8 protein-coding genes and 2 pseudogenes are annotated in these 14,688 nt (G+C 49.6%); 2 read left to right on the top strand and 8 right to left on the bottom strand.

What is annotated here, in order from left to right; translation table 11 throughout:
• Positions 1 to 255 precede the first annotated feature (255 nt).
• The 4 genes and pseudogenes from DW085_RS18265 to DW085_RS18250 form a co-directional block, all read right to left on the bottom strand.
• Positions 256 to 672 (bottom strand): DUF5684 domain-containing protein, encoded by a 417-nt coding sequence (locus DW085_RS18265; protein WP_022358471.1) that lies wholly within the window; start codon positions 670 to 672, stop codon positions 256 to 258.
• A 21-nt stretch (positions 673 to 693) separates the two neighbouring features.
• Entirely contained in the window at positions 694 to 1,791 is a 1,098-nt protein-coding gene (locus DW085_RS18260; RefSeq protein WP_118494279.1) for an N-acetylmuramoyl-L-alanine amidase, read from the bottom strand.
• A 360-nt stretch (positions 1,792 to 2,151) separates the two neighbouring features.
• Positions 2,152 to 5,801: pseudogene (gene rpoC / locus DW085_RS20290) on the bottom strand (DNA-directed RNA polymerase subunit beta').
• 22 nt (positions 5,802 to 5,823) lie between these two features.
• Positions 5,824 to 9,687, bottom strand: a complete 3,864-nt coding sequence (locus DW085_RS18250) for a DNA-directed RNA polymerase subunit beta (RefSeq protein ID WP_022360093.1) — start codon at positions 9,685 to 9,687, stop codon at positions 5,824 to 5,826.
• A gap of 358 nt (positions 9,688 to 10,045) precedes the next feature.
• On the opposite strand from DW085_RS18250, the gene DW085_RS18245 reads away from it, so the two are divergent.
• The gene (locus DW085_RS18245; protein ID WP_022360091.1) at positions 10,046 to 10,531 is read left to right on the top strand and encodes a hypothetical protein; all 486 of its coding nucleotides are present in this window, start codon (positions 10,046 to 10,048) and stop codon (positions 10,529 to 10,531) included.
• A 93-nt stretch (positions 10,532 to 10,624) separates the two neighbouring features.
• On the opposite strand, the gene DW085_RS18240 is transcribed toward DW085_RS18245, so the two are convergent.
• From DW085_RS18240 to DW085_RS18230, 3 genes and pseudogenes are all read right to left on the bottom strand, one after another.
• Complete coding sequence (locus tag DW085_RS18240; RefSeq protein WP_022360090.1) at positions 10,625 to 11,074, bottom strand: DUF1934 domain-containing protein; 450 nt, start codon at positions 11,072 to 11,074, stop codon at positions 10,625 to 10,627.
• Positions 11,075 to 11,077: 3 nt separating this feature from the next.
• Positions 11,078 to 11,940: pseudogene (gene murI, locus DW085_RS18235) on the bottom strand (glutamate racemase).
• A gap of 137 nt (positions 11,941 to 12,077) precedes the next feature.
• On the bottom strand, positions 12,078 to 13,139 hold the full coding sequence (locus DW085_RS18230; RefSeq protein ID WP_118494276.1) for a D-alanine--D-alanine ligase family protein: 1,062 nt from the start codon (positions 13,137 to 13,139) through the stop codon (positions 12,078 to 12,080).
• A gap of 138 nt (positions 13,140 to 13,277) precedes the next feature.
• Here DW085_RS18230 and DW085_RS18935 point away from each other — a divergent pair, with 138 nt between their 5' ends.
• Positions 13,278 to 13,973, top strand: coding sequence for a hypothetical protein (locus tag DW085_RS18935; RefSeq protein WP_147353997.1), 696 nt, complete (start codon positions 13,278 to 13,280; stop codon positions 13,971 to 13,973).
• Here the strand turns inward: DW085_RS18935 and DW085_RS18225 are convergent.
• The gene (locus DW085_RS18225) at positions 13,918 to 14,544 is read right to left on the bottom strand and encodes an HD domain-containing protein (protein ID WP_118494273.1); all 627 of its coding nucleotides are present in this window, start codon (positions 14,542 to 14,544) and stop codon (positions 13,918 to 13,920) included. The genes DW085_RS18935 and DW085_RS18225 overlap by 56 nt on opposite strands.
• Positions 14,545 to 14,688: the final 144 nt, after the last annotated feature.

Genomic DNA, 14,688 nt, shown 5'->3' with positions numbered 1-14,688 from the left:
CCCACAAATGGGCGGTATTTGTTACTGTTCACGCATACGTGCCCAGTAACGGAATTTGCCGTGGCTTCGCATTTAAATACGGCAAATTCCTGCTGCCACCACGTTTTCTACGGCACTTTCGGTTCCAAAAGTGCCTACCTGTGAGCAGTAACAAGGGTTTTGCGCTGTAGACAGGTACAGTGCAAAACCCTCTATTGTCTCATCTGACTCTTTTTTTCTGGAAAATATCTTAAATATCCCGGAACTTCATTTCCGCTACTCCTGCGGTCCCATGTACTCCGAATCACCAAAACCAAGAATCAGCATAAAAAGCGGATTCAGGAAAAATAAACCAATAGTAAATCCTATCCCGTGACCATAGGCACACGCCAGCTTATAGAGTGCCACCACATTCATGAGTGCTGTTCCCAGAAGCGCAAGCGAACCGATAACTCCCACGATTCCGCCGAAGGAATTTAAAATACCTCCGCCGACCGCCAGTCCGAGTGCCACCCAGAAATACTGCACATCCCAGGTCAGCCGGTACTGTACATAGCCATTGTAAATCGGAATGATGGATTTCCATCCTTCTTCCCCGGCTTTTGTAAAGATCTTCCAGTATGCAATTACCTGCAGAATATAAAAGATAAACGCAAATAATGCATATGCCATAATAAACGCCACCAATCCCATACGCTTTCCTCCTTTCAGTTTTTACTGTCCGAAGAATGTATTCACGCCAGCCAGCAGTCCGTTCGCCAGAGTCTCAAGCGTCGCACCCGAATGATCGGACGCCTTATCTCCCAGCTCAATATCCACACTCGGAATCGTTGAATAGGAAGTCTGGGTCAAATCCATCTCCATGCTGCCTTTAGAATAAATCTTCACACCCGCGCTCTTTAAGCCGCTGATCAGCGACTCGCCCAGTTGGTTGTGCTGCTTCCAATGAGAGGCAACCGGCTCCATCGCACGGTAGGTTGCATTGCTTGGAACGCTCATGAAAAAGGCACCCTTGTTGCTGCTGGTTGAATCCCAGTGCAAGGCTATATGACAGTCCGCGTTGTTATTCGCAATGACCGTACGAGCTATATTATCCAGCTGTACATCATCTGATTCACGGATCATCAGTACATCATAGCCTGCATTCAGAAGTTTTGTCTTAAGCACCTTTGCCATAGCAAGTGTTACCTTGCTCTCTGCTGTTCCATCTGCAAAGGTCATACCGCTGGAAACTGCCACTGCTGAGGTAGCACCGGCTCCGGTTGTGCCGCCGGTTACTTTCGCACTTCCATCCGGATGACACTGGGTCTTGACGCTTCCGCCACCGTTTGTTCCATGTCCGGCATTGACACAGACCACTTTATTTTTCTTGTTGGAAGCAGTCGAGCGGTACAGGGTCGCAGTTCCGCTGTTGATCTTTGAATAATTTGCGTATTTATAATTAGAAGAAAGTGCGATCGCCGTGCCGCCGGATGTCTGCGCTCCCGCTGCTGTCTGGCTGGTTGTCTGGACAGCACCTGCAGATGCCGGTTTTTTGCTTGTCACATAGGCGGATGAAACGTAATACTTCTTTCCATTCAAAAGAATCATCGTCCACTGCCCGCTGGTTCCCACGCGCTCCAGCTTCTGACCGTAGGACAGATTGCCCGCGATATTATTGTCCTTGATCTGCGCCGATGTCCGGTAGCGCAGGGAAGACGTATTGACATACACCGAGTCACCTGCCAGCGCGATCTGCGACATACCGGCTGTCATCAGCAGAGCCGCCGCCAGTCCCAGTGTGTGTTTTTTGAGCCAATTGTGTCTCTTCATCTATATAATCTCCTTCCAATGTCTCTATTTTTAAAATAATTGTTTCTGTTTTGAAAGTCTAAAATCGTTAAATTTGTTCTTTAAATTTATACAATTTAATCACATTACTTTGGATTTTAAACATTTCCTTTATAAGTATAACGGATTTTCCCCTTCGATTCAACCAATCCCGCGCTTCTATTTCTTACGGTTTTCTGTCTATGATATGGCAGGAACGAATGTGCCTTGGCACATTCGGGCGTCTCGCGCGGTCGCTTGCGACAACCTACAGCTTCGCGCGAGTGCGCATCATTGGCACAAAAAAAGACCGCCGCATCTCTGCGGCGATCTCCAAAAAACGATTCCGTTTTTCATTTTTAATTATTCTTCACTCAGCTCATCCTCGTTGAGTACAATCTTGTCTGCCTCGTCCAGTTCAGCCGGCTCGTTGAAGTCGTCCTCTGCCAGATCGATATCATCCTCTTCCTCAACATCAGTGTTCAGCTTGATAGAGCGGTAACGCTTCATACCGGTACCAGCCGGAATCAGCTTACCAATCAGAACGTTCTCCTTCAGACCAATCAGCTTATCTACCTTTCCGTTGATGGCAGCCTCGGTCAGAACCTTGGTTGTCTCCTGGAAGGATGCAGCGGATAAGAAGGAGTCGGTTGCCAGAGATGCCTTGGTGATACCCAGCATAACCTGACGTCCGATCGCCGGCTCTTTGCCCTCGGCTTCCAGCGCCTCGTTCATCTCGTTGAAATCGAGTACATCCATGGATACGCCCGGCAGTACGTCGGAATCTCCACTTTCCTCAATCTTAATCTTCTTTAACATCTGGTGTACGATCATCTCGATATGCTTATCGTTGATTTCTACACCCTGTAAGCGGTATACACGCTGTACTTCCTGGATCATGTAATCCTGTACGGCGCGGACGCCCTTGATCTTCAGAATATCGTGCGGGTTCACGCTACCTTCGGTCAGCTCGTCACCAGCCTCCAGAACCGCGCCGTCCTGAATCTTGATACGGGAGCCGTAAGGAATCAGGTATGTCTTGGAATTGCCCGTCTCATTATCCGTGATAATGATCTCACGTTTCTTCTTGGTATCTTTGATGGTTGCCACACCGCCGAACTCAGCGATGATAGCAAGTCCCTTCGGCTTACGTGCCTCGAAAAGCTCCTCGACACGCGGAAGACCCTGTGTGATATCGCCACCGGCAACGCCGCCCGAGTGGAACGTACGCATGGTCAGCTGTGTACCAGGCTCACCGATGGACTGTGCCGCGATGATGCCGACTGCCTCACCGACCTGAACCGGCTGACCGGTTGCCATGTTGGCACCGTAGCACTTCGCACACACACCGATATGGGATTTACAGGTCAGAACGGTACGGATCTTGATGGAATCTCTGCCCTGTTTCTTCAATGCTGCCATAACAGCCGCTGCACGCTTCGGCGTACACATATGGTTCTTCTCAATCACCACTTCACCTGTATCCGGGTCTGTGATTGTCTCAGCGATGAAACGTCCTGTGATACGCTCCTGCAATGTCTCGATGGTCTCCTGACCATCCATGAATGCCTTGATCTCCATATACGGAATCTCCGGCTTATCCCAGCAGCAGTCCTCCTCGCGGACGATCAGATCCTGGGATACGTCTACCAGACGTCTGGTCAGGTAACCAGAGTCGGCAGTACGCAGAGCCGTATCGGACATACCTTTTCGAGCTCCGTGTGCGGAGATGAAGTACTCCAGTACGTCCAGACCCTCACGGAAGTTGGACTTGATAGGAAGTTCAATCGTATGACCGGTCGTATCTGCCATCAGTCCTCGCATACCAGCAAGCTGTTTAATCTGCTTATCCGATCCTCGCGCACCGGAGTCAGCCATCATGAAGATGTTGTTATATTTGTCAAGTCCTGTCAGCAGGTCGTGAGTCAGCTGATCATCGGTTGCCTTCCAGGTCTCGATAACTTCTTTGTAACGCTCTTCCTCTGTGATAAGACCACGGCGGAAGTTCTTTGCGATATGGTCAACCGTTGCCTGAGCATCAGCAATCAGCTTCGGCTTGCTTGCCGGTACGGTCATATCGGAAATCGATACGGTCATGGCTGCACGTGTAGAGAACTTGTAGCCAATCGCCTTGATATCATCCAGGGTGATCGCTGTCTGGGTTGCGCCATGGACATTGATAACCTTCTCCAGAATCTGCTTTAACTGCTTCTTGCCTACGTGGAAGTCAACTTCCAGTTTCAGCTCATTCTCCGGCTGAGAACGATCTACGAAGCCAGATCCTGCGGAATGATCTCGTTGAAGATGAAACGTCCAACGGTAGATTCGATGATACCAGTCTTCGTTGTGCCATCCGGCATCGTGCGGGTTACTCTTACTTTGACACGGGAGTGCAGGGTAACAACCTTGTTCTCGTATGCCAGAATTGCCTCGTTGATGCTCTTGAACGCCATGCCCTCGCCCTTGGCACCCGGACGCTCCTGGGTCAGATAGTAGATACCAAGTACCATATCCTGGGAAGGAACGGCTACCGGACCACCATCGGACGGTTTTAACAGGTTGTTCGGGGAAAGCAGCAGGAAACGGCACTCTGCCTGTGCTTCCACGGAAAGCGGAAGATGTACCGCCATCTGGTCGCCATCGAAATCGGCGTTAAACGCGGTACAAACAAGCGGATGCAGCTTGATTGCCTTACCTTCTACCAGAATCGGCTCGAATGCCTGGATACCCAGACGATGCAGTGTAGGAGCACGGTTTAACATAACCGGATGCTCTTTGATTACATCCTCGAGAACGTCCCAAACCTCCGGCTGAAGGCGCTCTACCATCTTCTTTGCATTTTTAATGTTATGAGCGGTTCCGTTAGAAACCAGCTCTTTCATAACGAAAGGCTTAAACAGCTCGATCGCCATTTCTTTCGGAAGACCACACTGATAAATCTTAAGTTCCGGTCCTACAACAATAACAGAACGTCCGGAATAGTCAACTCGTTTACCCAGAAGGTTCTGACGGAAACGTCCCTGTTTACCCTTTAACATATCAGAAAGGGACTTGAGGGCACGGTTGCCAGGACCGGTAACCGGACGGCCGCGGCGGCCATTATCAATTAATGCGTCAACTGCCTCCTGAAGCATACGTTTCTCGTTGCGCACGATGATATCCGGTGCGCCGAGCTCCAGAAGTCTTGCAAGACGGTTGTTACGGTTGATAATACGACGGTACAGATCGTTTAAGTCGGAAGTTGCGAAACGTCCGCCATCCAGCTGTACCATCGGACGGATATCCGGCGGGATAACCGGGACAACGGTCATGATCATCCACTCCGGTTTGTTGCCGGAATTTCTGAATGCCTCTACGACTTCCAGACGCTTGATGATGCGGGCACGCTTCTGTCCGGTTGCATCCTGTAACTGGTTTCTCAGATCCTCAGAATCCTTCTCCAGGTCGATCGCCTTTAAAAGCTCCTGAATCGCCTCGGCACCCATGCCGACACGGAAAGAACCGTAACCGTATTTCTCGATCTCGTCACGGTACTCCTTCTCAGACAGAACCTGCTTCATCTGCAGTCCGGTCTGTCCCGGATCCAGCACGATATAGGAAGCGAAGTACAGAACCTTCTCCAGAGTTCTCGGAGAAATGTCCAGAATCAGACCCATGCGGCTCGGAATTCCCTTGAAATACCAGATGTGGGAAACCGGAGCTGCAAGCTCGATATGACCCATGCGCTCACGGCGGACGCTGGCTTTTGTAACCTCAACGCCGCAGCGGTCACAGATAACACCTTTATATCTGATTTTTTTATATTTACCACAGTGGCACTCCCAGTCCTTGCTCGGTCCAAAGATTCTCTCACAGAACAGGCCGTCTTTCTCCGGCTTTAATGTTCTGTAGTTGATGGTCTCCGGCTTTTTAACCTCGCCGTGAGACCACTCCAGAATCTTTTCAGGGGATGCCAAACCGATCTTGATTGCGTCAAATGTCAATGGTTGATATGTTTCATTTGTCTCTGGCATGAGCGGTACTCCCTCCTATCGATTATTCTTCGTCGTCAGATCCATTATCATCGGAAACGTCTGCATAGTCATCGTCCGTATAGCCGTCTGCCTCTGCTGTATACTCATCGTGCTCTACATCGGTCAGCTCACCATCTTTAAATTCCTGCTCCTGGTAACCGTAGTTGCCGAAGGACTCATTCTGAGAGTAACGCTTGCTGTCACCCTCGATGACGGAACGAAGATCGGTATCGCCTTCGTCGATGTTCTCCTTGAGCTCGATCTCGGAACCGTCTTCTGCCAGAACTCTGACATCCAGACCCAGGGACTGAAGCTCTTTTAAGAGTACCTTGAAGGACTCCGGAATACCCGGCTCCGGAATATTCTCGCCCTTGATGATTGCCTCGTATGTCTTCACACGACCTACCACATCATCGGACTTCACGGTCAGGATCTCCTGCAGCGTGTAGGATGCGCCATACGCCTCCAGAGCCCAAACCTCCATCTCTCCGAAACGCTGGCCACCGAACTGAGCTTTACCACCCAGCGGCTGCTGTGTAACGAGGGAGTAAGGACCTGTGGAACGTGCATGAATCTTATCATCAACCAGATGATGCAGTTTCAGGTAATGCATGTGTCCGATTGTAACCGGGCTGTCGAAGTATTCGCCGGTACGTCCATCTCTCAGGCGGACTTTACCGTCACGTCCGATCGGAACGCCCTTCCAAAGTTTTCTGTGCTCCAGATGGGTACCCAGATACTCCATAACTTCCGGATCTACAATATCTTTATATTTTGCTTCGAACTCTTCCCAGGAGGTGTTGACATAGTCATTTGCCATCTCCAGAGTGTTCTGAATATCTTTCTCGTCTGCACCGTCGAAAATCGGGGTGGATACATCAAAACCAAGTGCTTTGGCAGCAAGGCTTAAATGAATCTCCAGGACCTGTCCGATATTCATACGGGACGGTACGCCCAGTGGGTTCAGTACGATGTCGAGCGGACGGCCATTCGGAAGGAACGGCATATCCTCAACCGGAAGTACACGGGAAACGACACCCTTGTTACCATGACGGCCAGCCATCTTATCGCCGACGGAAATCTTTCTCTTCTGTGCAATGTAGATACGAACGGTCTTATTTACACCCGGAGCCAGCTCGTCGCCGTTCTCTCTTGTAAATACCTTCGCATCAATGATGATACCGTATGCACCATGCGGTACTTTCAGGGAGGTATCACGAACCTCTCTTGCCTTCTCACCGAAGATCGCACGTAACAGGCGCTCTTCTGCGGTCAGCTCGGTCTCTCCCTTCGGAGTAACCTTACCTACCAGGATATCACCGGCACGAACCTCTGCACCGATGCGGATGATACCGCGCTCGTCCAGATCTTTCAGTGCATCCTCGCCGACACCCGGAACATCTCTTGTGATCTCTTCCGGTCCCAGCTTGGTATCACGTGCTTCTGCCTCGTATTCCTCGATATGGACGGAGGTATATACATCCTCCTGAACCAGACGCTCAGACAGAAGAACGGCATCCTCGTAGTTGTAGCCTTCCCAGGTCATGAAGCCGATCAGCGGGTTTTTGCCCAGACCGATCTCACCGTTGCAGGTGGACGGACCATCTGCGATAACCTCGCCAGCTTCGACATGGTCATTCTTGTATACAATCGGTTTCTGATTGTAGCAGTTGGACTGGTTACTTCTCTTGAATTTTGTCAGATGGTATACATCGCGGTTTCCATCGGAATCTCTCTTGATGATGATCTCGTTGGAAGCGGAGCGCTCAACCACACCGGCATTCTTTGCAACGACACACACACCAGAGTCAACAGCTGCCTTCGCGGAAATACCGGTATCGACAACGGCTCTCTCGGTGGTCAGAAGCGGTACCGCCTGACGCTGCATGTTCGATCCCATCAGAGCACGGTTCGCATCGTCGTTCTGCAGGAACGGAATCATGGAAGTAGCTACGGAGAATACCATCTTCGGGGATACGTCCATCAGGTCGATTTTCTTCTTCTGGAACTCGGAGGTTTCCTCACGGAAACGACCAGATACGTTATTGTGGACGAAGTGTCCTTCTTCGTCTAACTGCTCGTTTGCCTGTGCAACAACAAAGTTATCTTCCTCGTCTGCTGTCAGGTATACAACCTCATCCGTAACAACCGGGTTGGACGGATCGGTTTTATCTACTACACGGTACGGGGCTTCGATGAAACCGTACTCATTGACACGTGCGTAAGATGCCAGGGAGTTGATCAGACCGATGTTCGGTCCCTCAGGTGTCTCGATCGGGCACATACGGCCATAGTGTGTGTAGTGTACATCTCGTACCTCGAATCCGGCACGGTCCCTTGACAGACCGCCAGGACCCAGGGCGGAAAGACGTCTCTTATGGGTCAGCTCGGACAGCGGGTTGTTCTGATCCATGAACTGGGACAGCTGGGAACTTCCGAAGAACTCCTTGACTGCTGCTGTAACCGGCTTAATATTGATCAGGGACTGGGCAGAAACACCTTCCATGTCCTGTGTTGTCATACGCTCACGTACCACACGCTCCATACGGGACAGACCGATACGGTACTGGTTCTGAAGCAGCTCGCCGACCGCACGGATACGACGGTTGCCCAGATGGTCGATATCATCTGGATTGCCGATGCCGCCTTCCAGATGCATGTTGTAGTTGATGGAAGCGATGATATCTTCCTTCGTAATGTGCTTCGGAATCAGGTCATGGATATCTCTGCGGATAATCTCTTTTAACTCCTCATCAGAAGCGCCGGCATTTTCTTCCAGAATACCCTGGAGAACCGGATAGAATACTAACTCTGTGACGCCTACTTCTTCCGGATCGAAATTCACATAAGCGCCCAGATCTACCATCATGTTAGAAAGAACCTTGTGATTCTTCTTCTCACCCTGAATCCATACAAACGGAACGCCTGCGTTCTGGATGTCAGTAGCAAGTTCCTTGGTGACCTTTGTTCCCTGCTCCGCCAGAATCTCTCCGGTAGTTGTATCAACCACATCCTCAGCCAGAACGTGACCTACGATACGGTTCTTAAAGTGAAGCTTTTTATTGAATTTATAACGACCCACCTTTGCCAGATCGTAGCGGCGCGGATCGAAGAACATGCTGTTTAACAGGCTCTCTGCGCTGTCTACGGAAAGCGGCTCACCCGGACGAATCTTCTTATATAATTCCAGAAGACCATCCTGGTAGTTGTTGGACGGATCCTTCTCGAAGCTCTTCTCCAGTTTCAGCTCATCGCCGAACAGGTCAATGATCTCGGCGTTAGTACCGTAACCAAGAGCACGGATCAGAACAGTAACAGGAACTTTTCTGGTCCGGTCTACACGCACGTAGAAAATGTCGTTGGAATCTGTCTCATACTCCAGCCAGGCACCCCGGTTCGGGATAACGGTGCAGCTGTATAACTCTGTACCGATCTTATCGTGCGCGATTCCATAATAAATACCAGGGGAACGAACAAGCTGGCTGACGATAACTCGCTCCGCTCCGTTGATAACGAAGGAGCCGGTGTCGGTCATAAGTGGAAGATCACCCATGAAAATCTCATGTTCATTGATCTCATCTTTATCTTTATTGCAAAGTCTTACCTTTACCTTCAGAGGAGCTGCATAGGTCGCATCGCGCTCTTTGCACTCTTCGATCGTATATTTGATATCGTTTTTACACAGTGTAAAATCCACAAATTCCAGACTCAAGTGACCTGCGAAATCCGTGATCGGGGAGATATCAGCAAACACTTCTTTCAGTCCCTCATCCAGGAACCACTGATACGAGTTTTTCTGAATCTCAATCAAATTCGGCATTTCCAGAACTTCTTTTTGTCTTGAGAAGGTCATCCTTACACCTTTACCGGTTTTTACCGGACGCATCCTGCTTTTCTCCATTCGATGTTTCACCCCTGTTTTCTTTCTATCTCTATGGTTTGCATTTTTCCATCTCCGAACCAGCCTTGTTTCATGCCGCCGGAGCTGCACTGTCATTTGGGCATACGAATACCCGGAAAACACAGTTTTCCACAATAGTGCATTCTCCATCTTAGCATGGGATTTGATGGGTGTCAAGTGGTTTTTTGATGGATTTGGAATAAGCCATAGTTACCCGTCTATTTTTCTTGCCATTTCCCCTCTCCAATGCTATAATACATAGTAATTGCGCGGCTATTTTCGTTATTTCTGCGAAATGGGATTGGATTTTCGTCCCGCCGCTATCTACAACGGAGGTATATATATGTCATTTTGGAATGTACTGCTAGTTATTATCGTCATTCTGGCTATCCTTCTTGTCGTACTGTATATTCTGGGTTCCCGGATGCAGAAACGTCAGGCAGAGCAGCAGACTATGATCGACGCTTCGAAACAGACCGTTTCGATTCTGGCGATTGACAAAAAGAAACTGAAAATCGGAGATTCCGGTCTCCCGAAGATGGTTATTGACCAGACTCCATGGTATATGAAGTGGGCGAAGCTCCCGATCGTAAAGGCTAAGATCGGACCGAAGGTTGTGACCATGATCGCGGATGAGAAGGTATTCCTTCAGTTACCGCTCCGCACCGAGGCAAAGGTTGTCATCAGCGGTCTTTATATCACAGAGATCAAGAGCGTGCGCGGAGGTATCCCGCCGCTGCCGAAGAAGAAAAAATTCTTTGACCGTTTCAAGAAAAATACAGAAGAGGCAGCAAAGAAAGAAGCTTCCAAGTCCAAGAAAAATAAATAATGGATCTTAAAATCCCGGAAATGTAACTGATTGCACGTTTCCGGGATTTTTGATTCATCGATTTTATTTCTTTGTTTCTATATTCTTTTATATTTACTGCTCTTTCAGGTTCAATTTCGCCGTCGCCTTCGATTTCACATCAATTTCAATATGGCTCTGGCTGGTCTGCTCATAGTTGAGTTCCAGCGTATAATCAATCTGAATTTTCAAATGATCCGGACCTTCATTGATCTTGATGCGGTCGGTCGTGACGCCCACGATCATCTGACCGTATGGAGTCACATAACAGCTGACATTCGGACGGTTCTCCTGAAAAATCATATGCGCCCGCGCATCGCCTCCCTTGATCATATCGACGCTATCCGCATTGGCTTTGATGGTATTGCGGATGCTTCCTTCCTCACCCTCCAGGATCTCATCATAGATGATATAATGCTTGCCATTTTTGAAATAATAGCTGCCTGCCGTGATAACCTCCAGGTTATTCGTCTCCCCGTCCGCAATATGGGCACCGCGCACGGATACAAGCACATCTTTCGTCATATTTTAATACTCCTCAATGTTAATCTGTTTCGTGTCTTTTACCTCTTTTGGCAGAATCGCCTTGGCAAAACGCGTGAAATTCTCCGCCCGGTCGCTGACAAAGAACTGATACTGGTCAAGAATCGGGTCCCCGGCAGCAGCGCGGCGGCTGTTTTCCTCCGAAAAACGTTCCAGATCCTCCGAACTGCGTGTCAGATCCATGTCCCGCAGCAGAGTTTTAAGTTCAACCGCCGTCTCATATGCCGGATTTACCAATGTCACCTCGTCGCCCATCAGCCGATGCAGAGTCGAACGCAGCAGCGGATAATGCGTACATCCCATAACCAGCGTATCAATGTATTTTTCTTTCAGCGAAGAAAGATACCGGGAGGCAATCTCATCTGTTACCGAATCATGGAAGAGTCCTTCCTCCACCAGCGGCACAAAGAGCGGACACGGTTTTCCAATGACCTCAATATCCGGGCGCAGCTTCTGCATTTCTCTGGTATAAATACCGCTCCGGATGGTCGCCTCGGTTCCAATTACGCCAATCTTTCCATTATGGGTTGCCTCGGCAGCCGTGCGCGCGCCCGCGTAGATAACCCCGATGATCGGGATATCCAATTCCTGTTTGACCGTCTCCAGTGCACACGCCGAGGCCGTGTTGCAGGCAATCACGATCGCCTTGACTCCCTGTGTTTTCAGAAACGGATGATCTGGCGGGAATAGCGCAGCACCGTCTCCTGCGATTTGCTTCCATATGGAACGCGCGCCGTATCTCCAAAGTATACGATGCTCTCCTGCGGCATCTGACGCATGATCTCACGGGCTACCGTCAGACCGCCGATGCCTGAATCAAAAACTCCGATCGGGGCATTTCTATCCATGTTTACCTTCCTTTCGGCAAAATTCTTATGGTCATGTTTCCATTCTTTCCCGAACATCTGTGTATATTGAATCATATAACGTCCAAAAGTAGATTCTCTCACACTGTTTCAGGATTCTGAAACATTTTTATTTATTTCTAGGCTTCGTAGCGTTTCAGTCCGTGTTCAATCAGCTTTGTCACCATCTCCGGCTTCGGGATTCCGGCCGCCTCAAAGAGCATCGGGTACATACTGATCGCGGTAAAGCCCGGCATGGTATTGATCTCATTGAAGATAACCTCGCCGTCCTTCGTCACAAAGAAATCGACACGCGACAGACCATAGCCATCTACCGCCTTGAAAATACGTCTCGCCGCCTGACGCACACGCTCGGTCGCATCGCCCGGAAGCTCTGGATTTACCACGGTTCTGGACTCTGCGTTGTAATATTTCGCATCAAAATCATAGAAATCGGCTGCTGCCAGAATCTCGCCAACACCGGAAGCGATGACCGGTTCTGTGCCATTTCCAAAGACCGCACATTCGATCTCACGGCCGACAATCGTCTCCTCAACCAGAATCTTGCGGTCATGGTGCGCCGCCTCCTTTAAGCCTGCAATCAGCTCTTCGCGATCCGACGCCTTGCTGACACCTCTGGAAGAACCTGCATTGGACGGCTTGATAAATACCGGATATGAGAACCGGTTCTCGATGCGTGCCACAACCTCATCCATCTTTTCAAGTTCTTTGCGGATGACCAGCTCATATGCCGCCTGGCGCACGCCTGTGTGGTCAACAATCTGTTTTGTATACACTTTATCCATCGAAACGCTGGACGCCAGCACACCGCATCCGACATACGGGATTTTTGCCAGCTCAAAGATGCCCTGAATGGTGCCGTCCTCGCCCCAGAGTCCATGCAGAACCGGGAATACCACATCAATGCGGATCATTTCCGCCTTACCATTTTTCAGGACGATCACGGATTTCTCCGTTGCATCCGGGGAAAGGATCGCGGTCGTCGTGTTCTTTCTCCAGCTCTCATCCTCGATCTGCTCGACCGAGTCAACCAGCAGCCATTTTCCCTCTTCGGTAATTCCGATCAGGGTTACATCATAGCGCTCTGTATCTATATTTTTAATGACATTGATTGCCGACATACATGAAACAATATGTTCCGAAGACTGTCCGCCAAATACCACAAGTACACTCTTTTTCATAATATCCGCCTTTCTGCCGGGTGTGGGAAGCTTCACCACACGCCGGAATGCTATTCCAAAATATAGTTTAGATTATACCATAACTGTCAATACTTGCGACAAGAAGATTCGATTTCTTTCAGTAAAAGGAGAGCCATTATGATAAATCAAATGATTTCGTTCCATCCTGAAAATTGTCCGTCACCCACATCCAGGATTCATCCACCTGTCACCAATAAATGCCGCCATTTTTCCACCGGTTCCTGTAAACCTTCCCATCTATACGGTGGAGCACTCCCGCATCTCGCCTTATGTTCCATGCTCTTATTTCTGCTTTTCTGCCTGCCTCTTCTTACTTTTACCAGAAACCAGATTCAGCAGAAAGTCCTGGCGTACGCGGTCGCCCCGCCGATCCTGCAGACTCATGTGATCGACAACTGGTGGGGTGTTCTCTATCCGCCGCCCGCCCTGTCCGGAGGTGTCATGCCGGAAGAAAACTCAAAAAATCAGAGCGCCGATTCCGTCTCTGACGCTCTGATTTTTGATAACGATATGAACTGGCTGTCGCAAAAGAAGCATATCATTTTTGATGTAAACAAGAAAGCTGCTGCTCTGATTTCCTCTAAAGCTGACCCGATGACTTGCTCCAATCACTCGGAACGTTCTGGAACAGCTTCAGCTTCAAAAATAACCACCGAACCGACAGAATCTTCTTCGAACTCAAAAATAGCAGCCACGCACGCCGTTTCCGCTGACAGCAGTCTGCTGGATAAAGCTCATGCTTCCTCCGACAATTCGATTACTCTTCGGGTAACGTGTCGTTTTTTATCTTTCCTTCCCGGAGGCTCGGAGTGATGAAATTCTCATAGGAATAGTTCCACAGCGTCTCCGAGCCCTTGGCGGTATTCTTATTTCTTCCAAGAATCTGGCTCAGGTGCACGCCGCGCGTCGCCCACGCCTTTCCATTGGAAGCATCATTGAGCATCGTCGGCTGGATGTTGTCCATCGTATGTGCAAACCGTGCTTCCGGCGTCTCCCCGGCTTCAAATTCATCCCAGAGAGAGCGCAGTTTTTCGCCCTGATCCGGCGGCAGCATTCCGAAAATGCGCTCTGCACCCTTTAATTCTCTCTCCCGCTGGGTTTTCTTCGCCTCCTCATCATAGGCATACGTGTCGCCGGCATCGATCTCGACCAGATCGTGAATCAGAAGCATGGTAACCGTTTTCAGCACATCAATCGGCTCATTGGAATACTCCGCCAGAAGCACCGTCATGATCGCCATATGCCATGCGTGCTCCGCGTCATTTTCCTTCCGCTCGCCGTCTGTCAGATACGTCTGGCGACCGATAAATTTCTCCTTGTCTATCTCCCGGATAAATGCAAACTGCTGCTCCAGACGTTCTTTCTGTTTCTGATTTATATCCATTGTTTCCGCCTCCCTGGTCTATTTCACCACATTTCTAGTTACTGTTCACGCATACGTGCCCAGTAACGGAATTTGCCGTGGCTTCGCATTTAAATACGGCAAATTCCTGCTGCCACCACGTTTTCTTACGGCACTTTCGGTTCC

Origin of the sequence: Clostridium sp. AF50-3 (assembly GCF_003477445.1) — a bacterium.
Lineage (GTDB): Bacteria > Bacillota > Clostridia > Lachnospirales > Lachnospiraceae > Otoolea > Otoolea fessa.
This window is presented reverse-complemented; position numbering and strand designations above follow the sequence as displayed.

What these genes read in the sequence shown, in the direction of transcription:
- DW085_RS18260 (WP_118494279.1), bottom strand. Translation starts at nt 1,791, where the DNA reads ATGAAGAGACACAATTGGCTCAAAAAACACACACTGGGACTGGCGGCG.
- DW085_RS18935 (WP_147353997.1), top strand. Translation starts at nt 13,278, where the DNA reads ATGATAAATCAAATGATTTCGTTCCATCCTGAAAATTGTCCGTCACCC.
- DW085_RS18230 (WP_118494276.1), bottom strand. Translation starts at nt 13,139, where the DNA reads ATGAAAAAGAGTGTACTTGTGGTATTTGGCGGACAGTCTTCGGAACAT.
- DW085_RS18225 (WP_118494273.1), bottom strand. Translation starts at nt 14,544, where the DNA reads ATGGATATAAATCAGAAACAGAAAGAACGTCTGGAGCAGCAGTTTGCA.
- DW085_RS18245 (WP_022360091.1), top strand. Translation starts at nt 10,046, where the DNA reads ATGTCATTTTGGAATGTACTGCTAGTTATTATCGTCATTCTGGCTATC.
- DW085_RS18240 (WP_022360090.1), bottom strand. Translation starts at nt 11,074, where the DNA reads ATGACGAAAGATGTGCTTGTATCCGTGCGCGGTGCCCATATTGCGGAC.
- DW085_RS18250 (WP_022360093.1), bottom strand. Translation starts at nt 9,687, where the DNA reads ATGCGTCCGGTAAAAACCGGTAAAGGTGTAAGGATGACCTTCTCAAGA.
- DW085_RS18265 (WP_022358471.1), bottom strand. Translation starts at nt 672, where the DNA reads ATGGGATTGGTGGCGTTTATTATGGCATATGCATTATTTGCGTTTATC.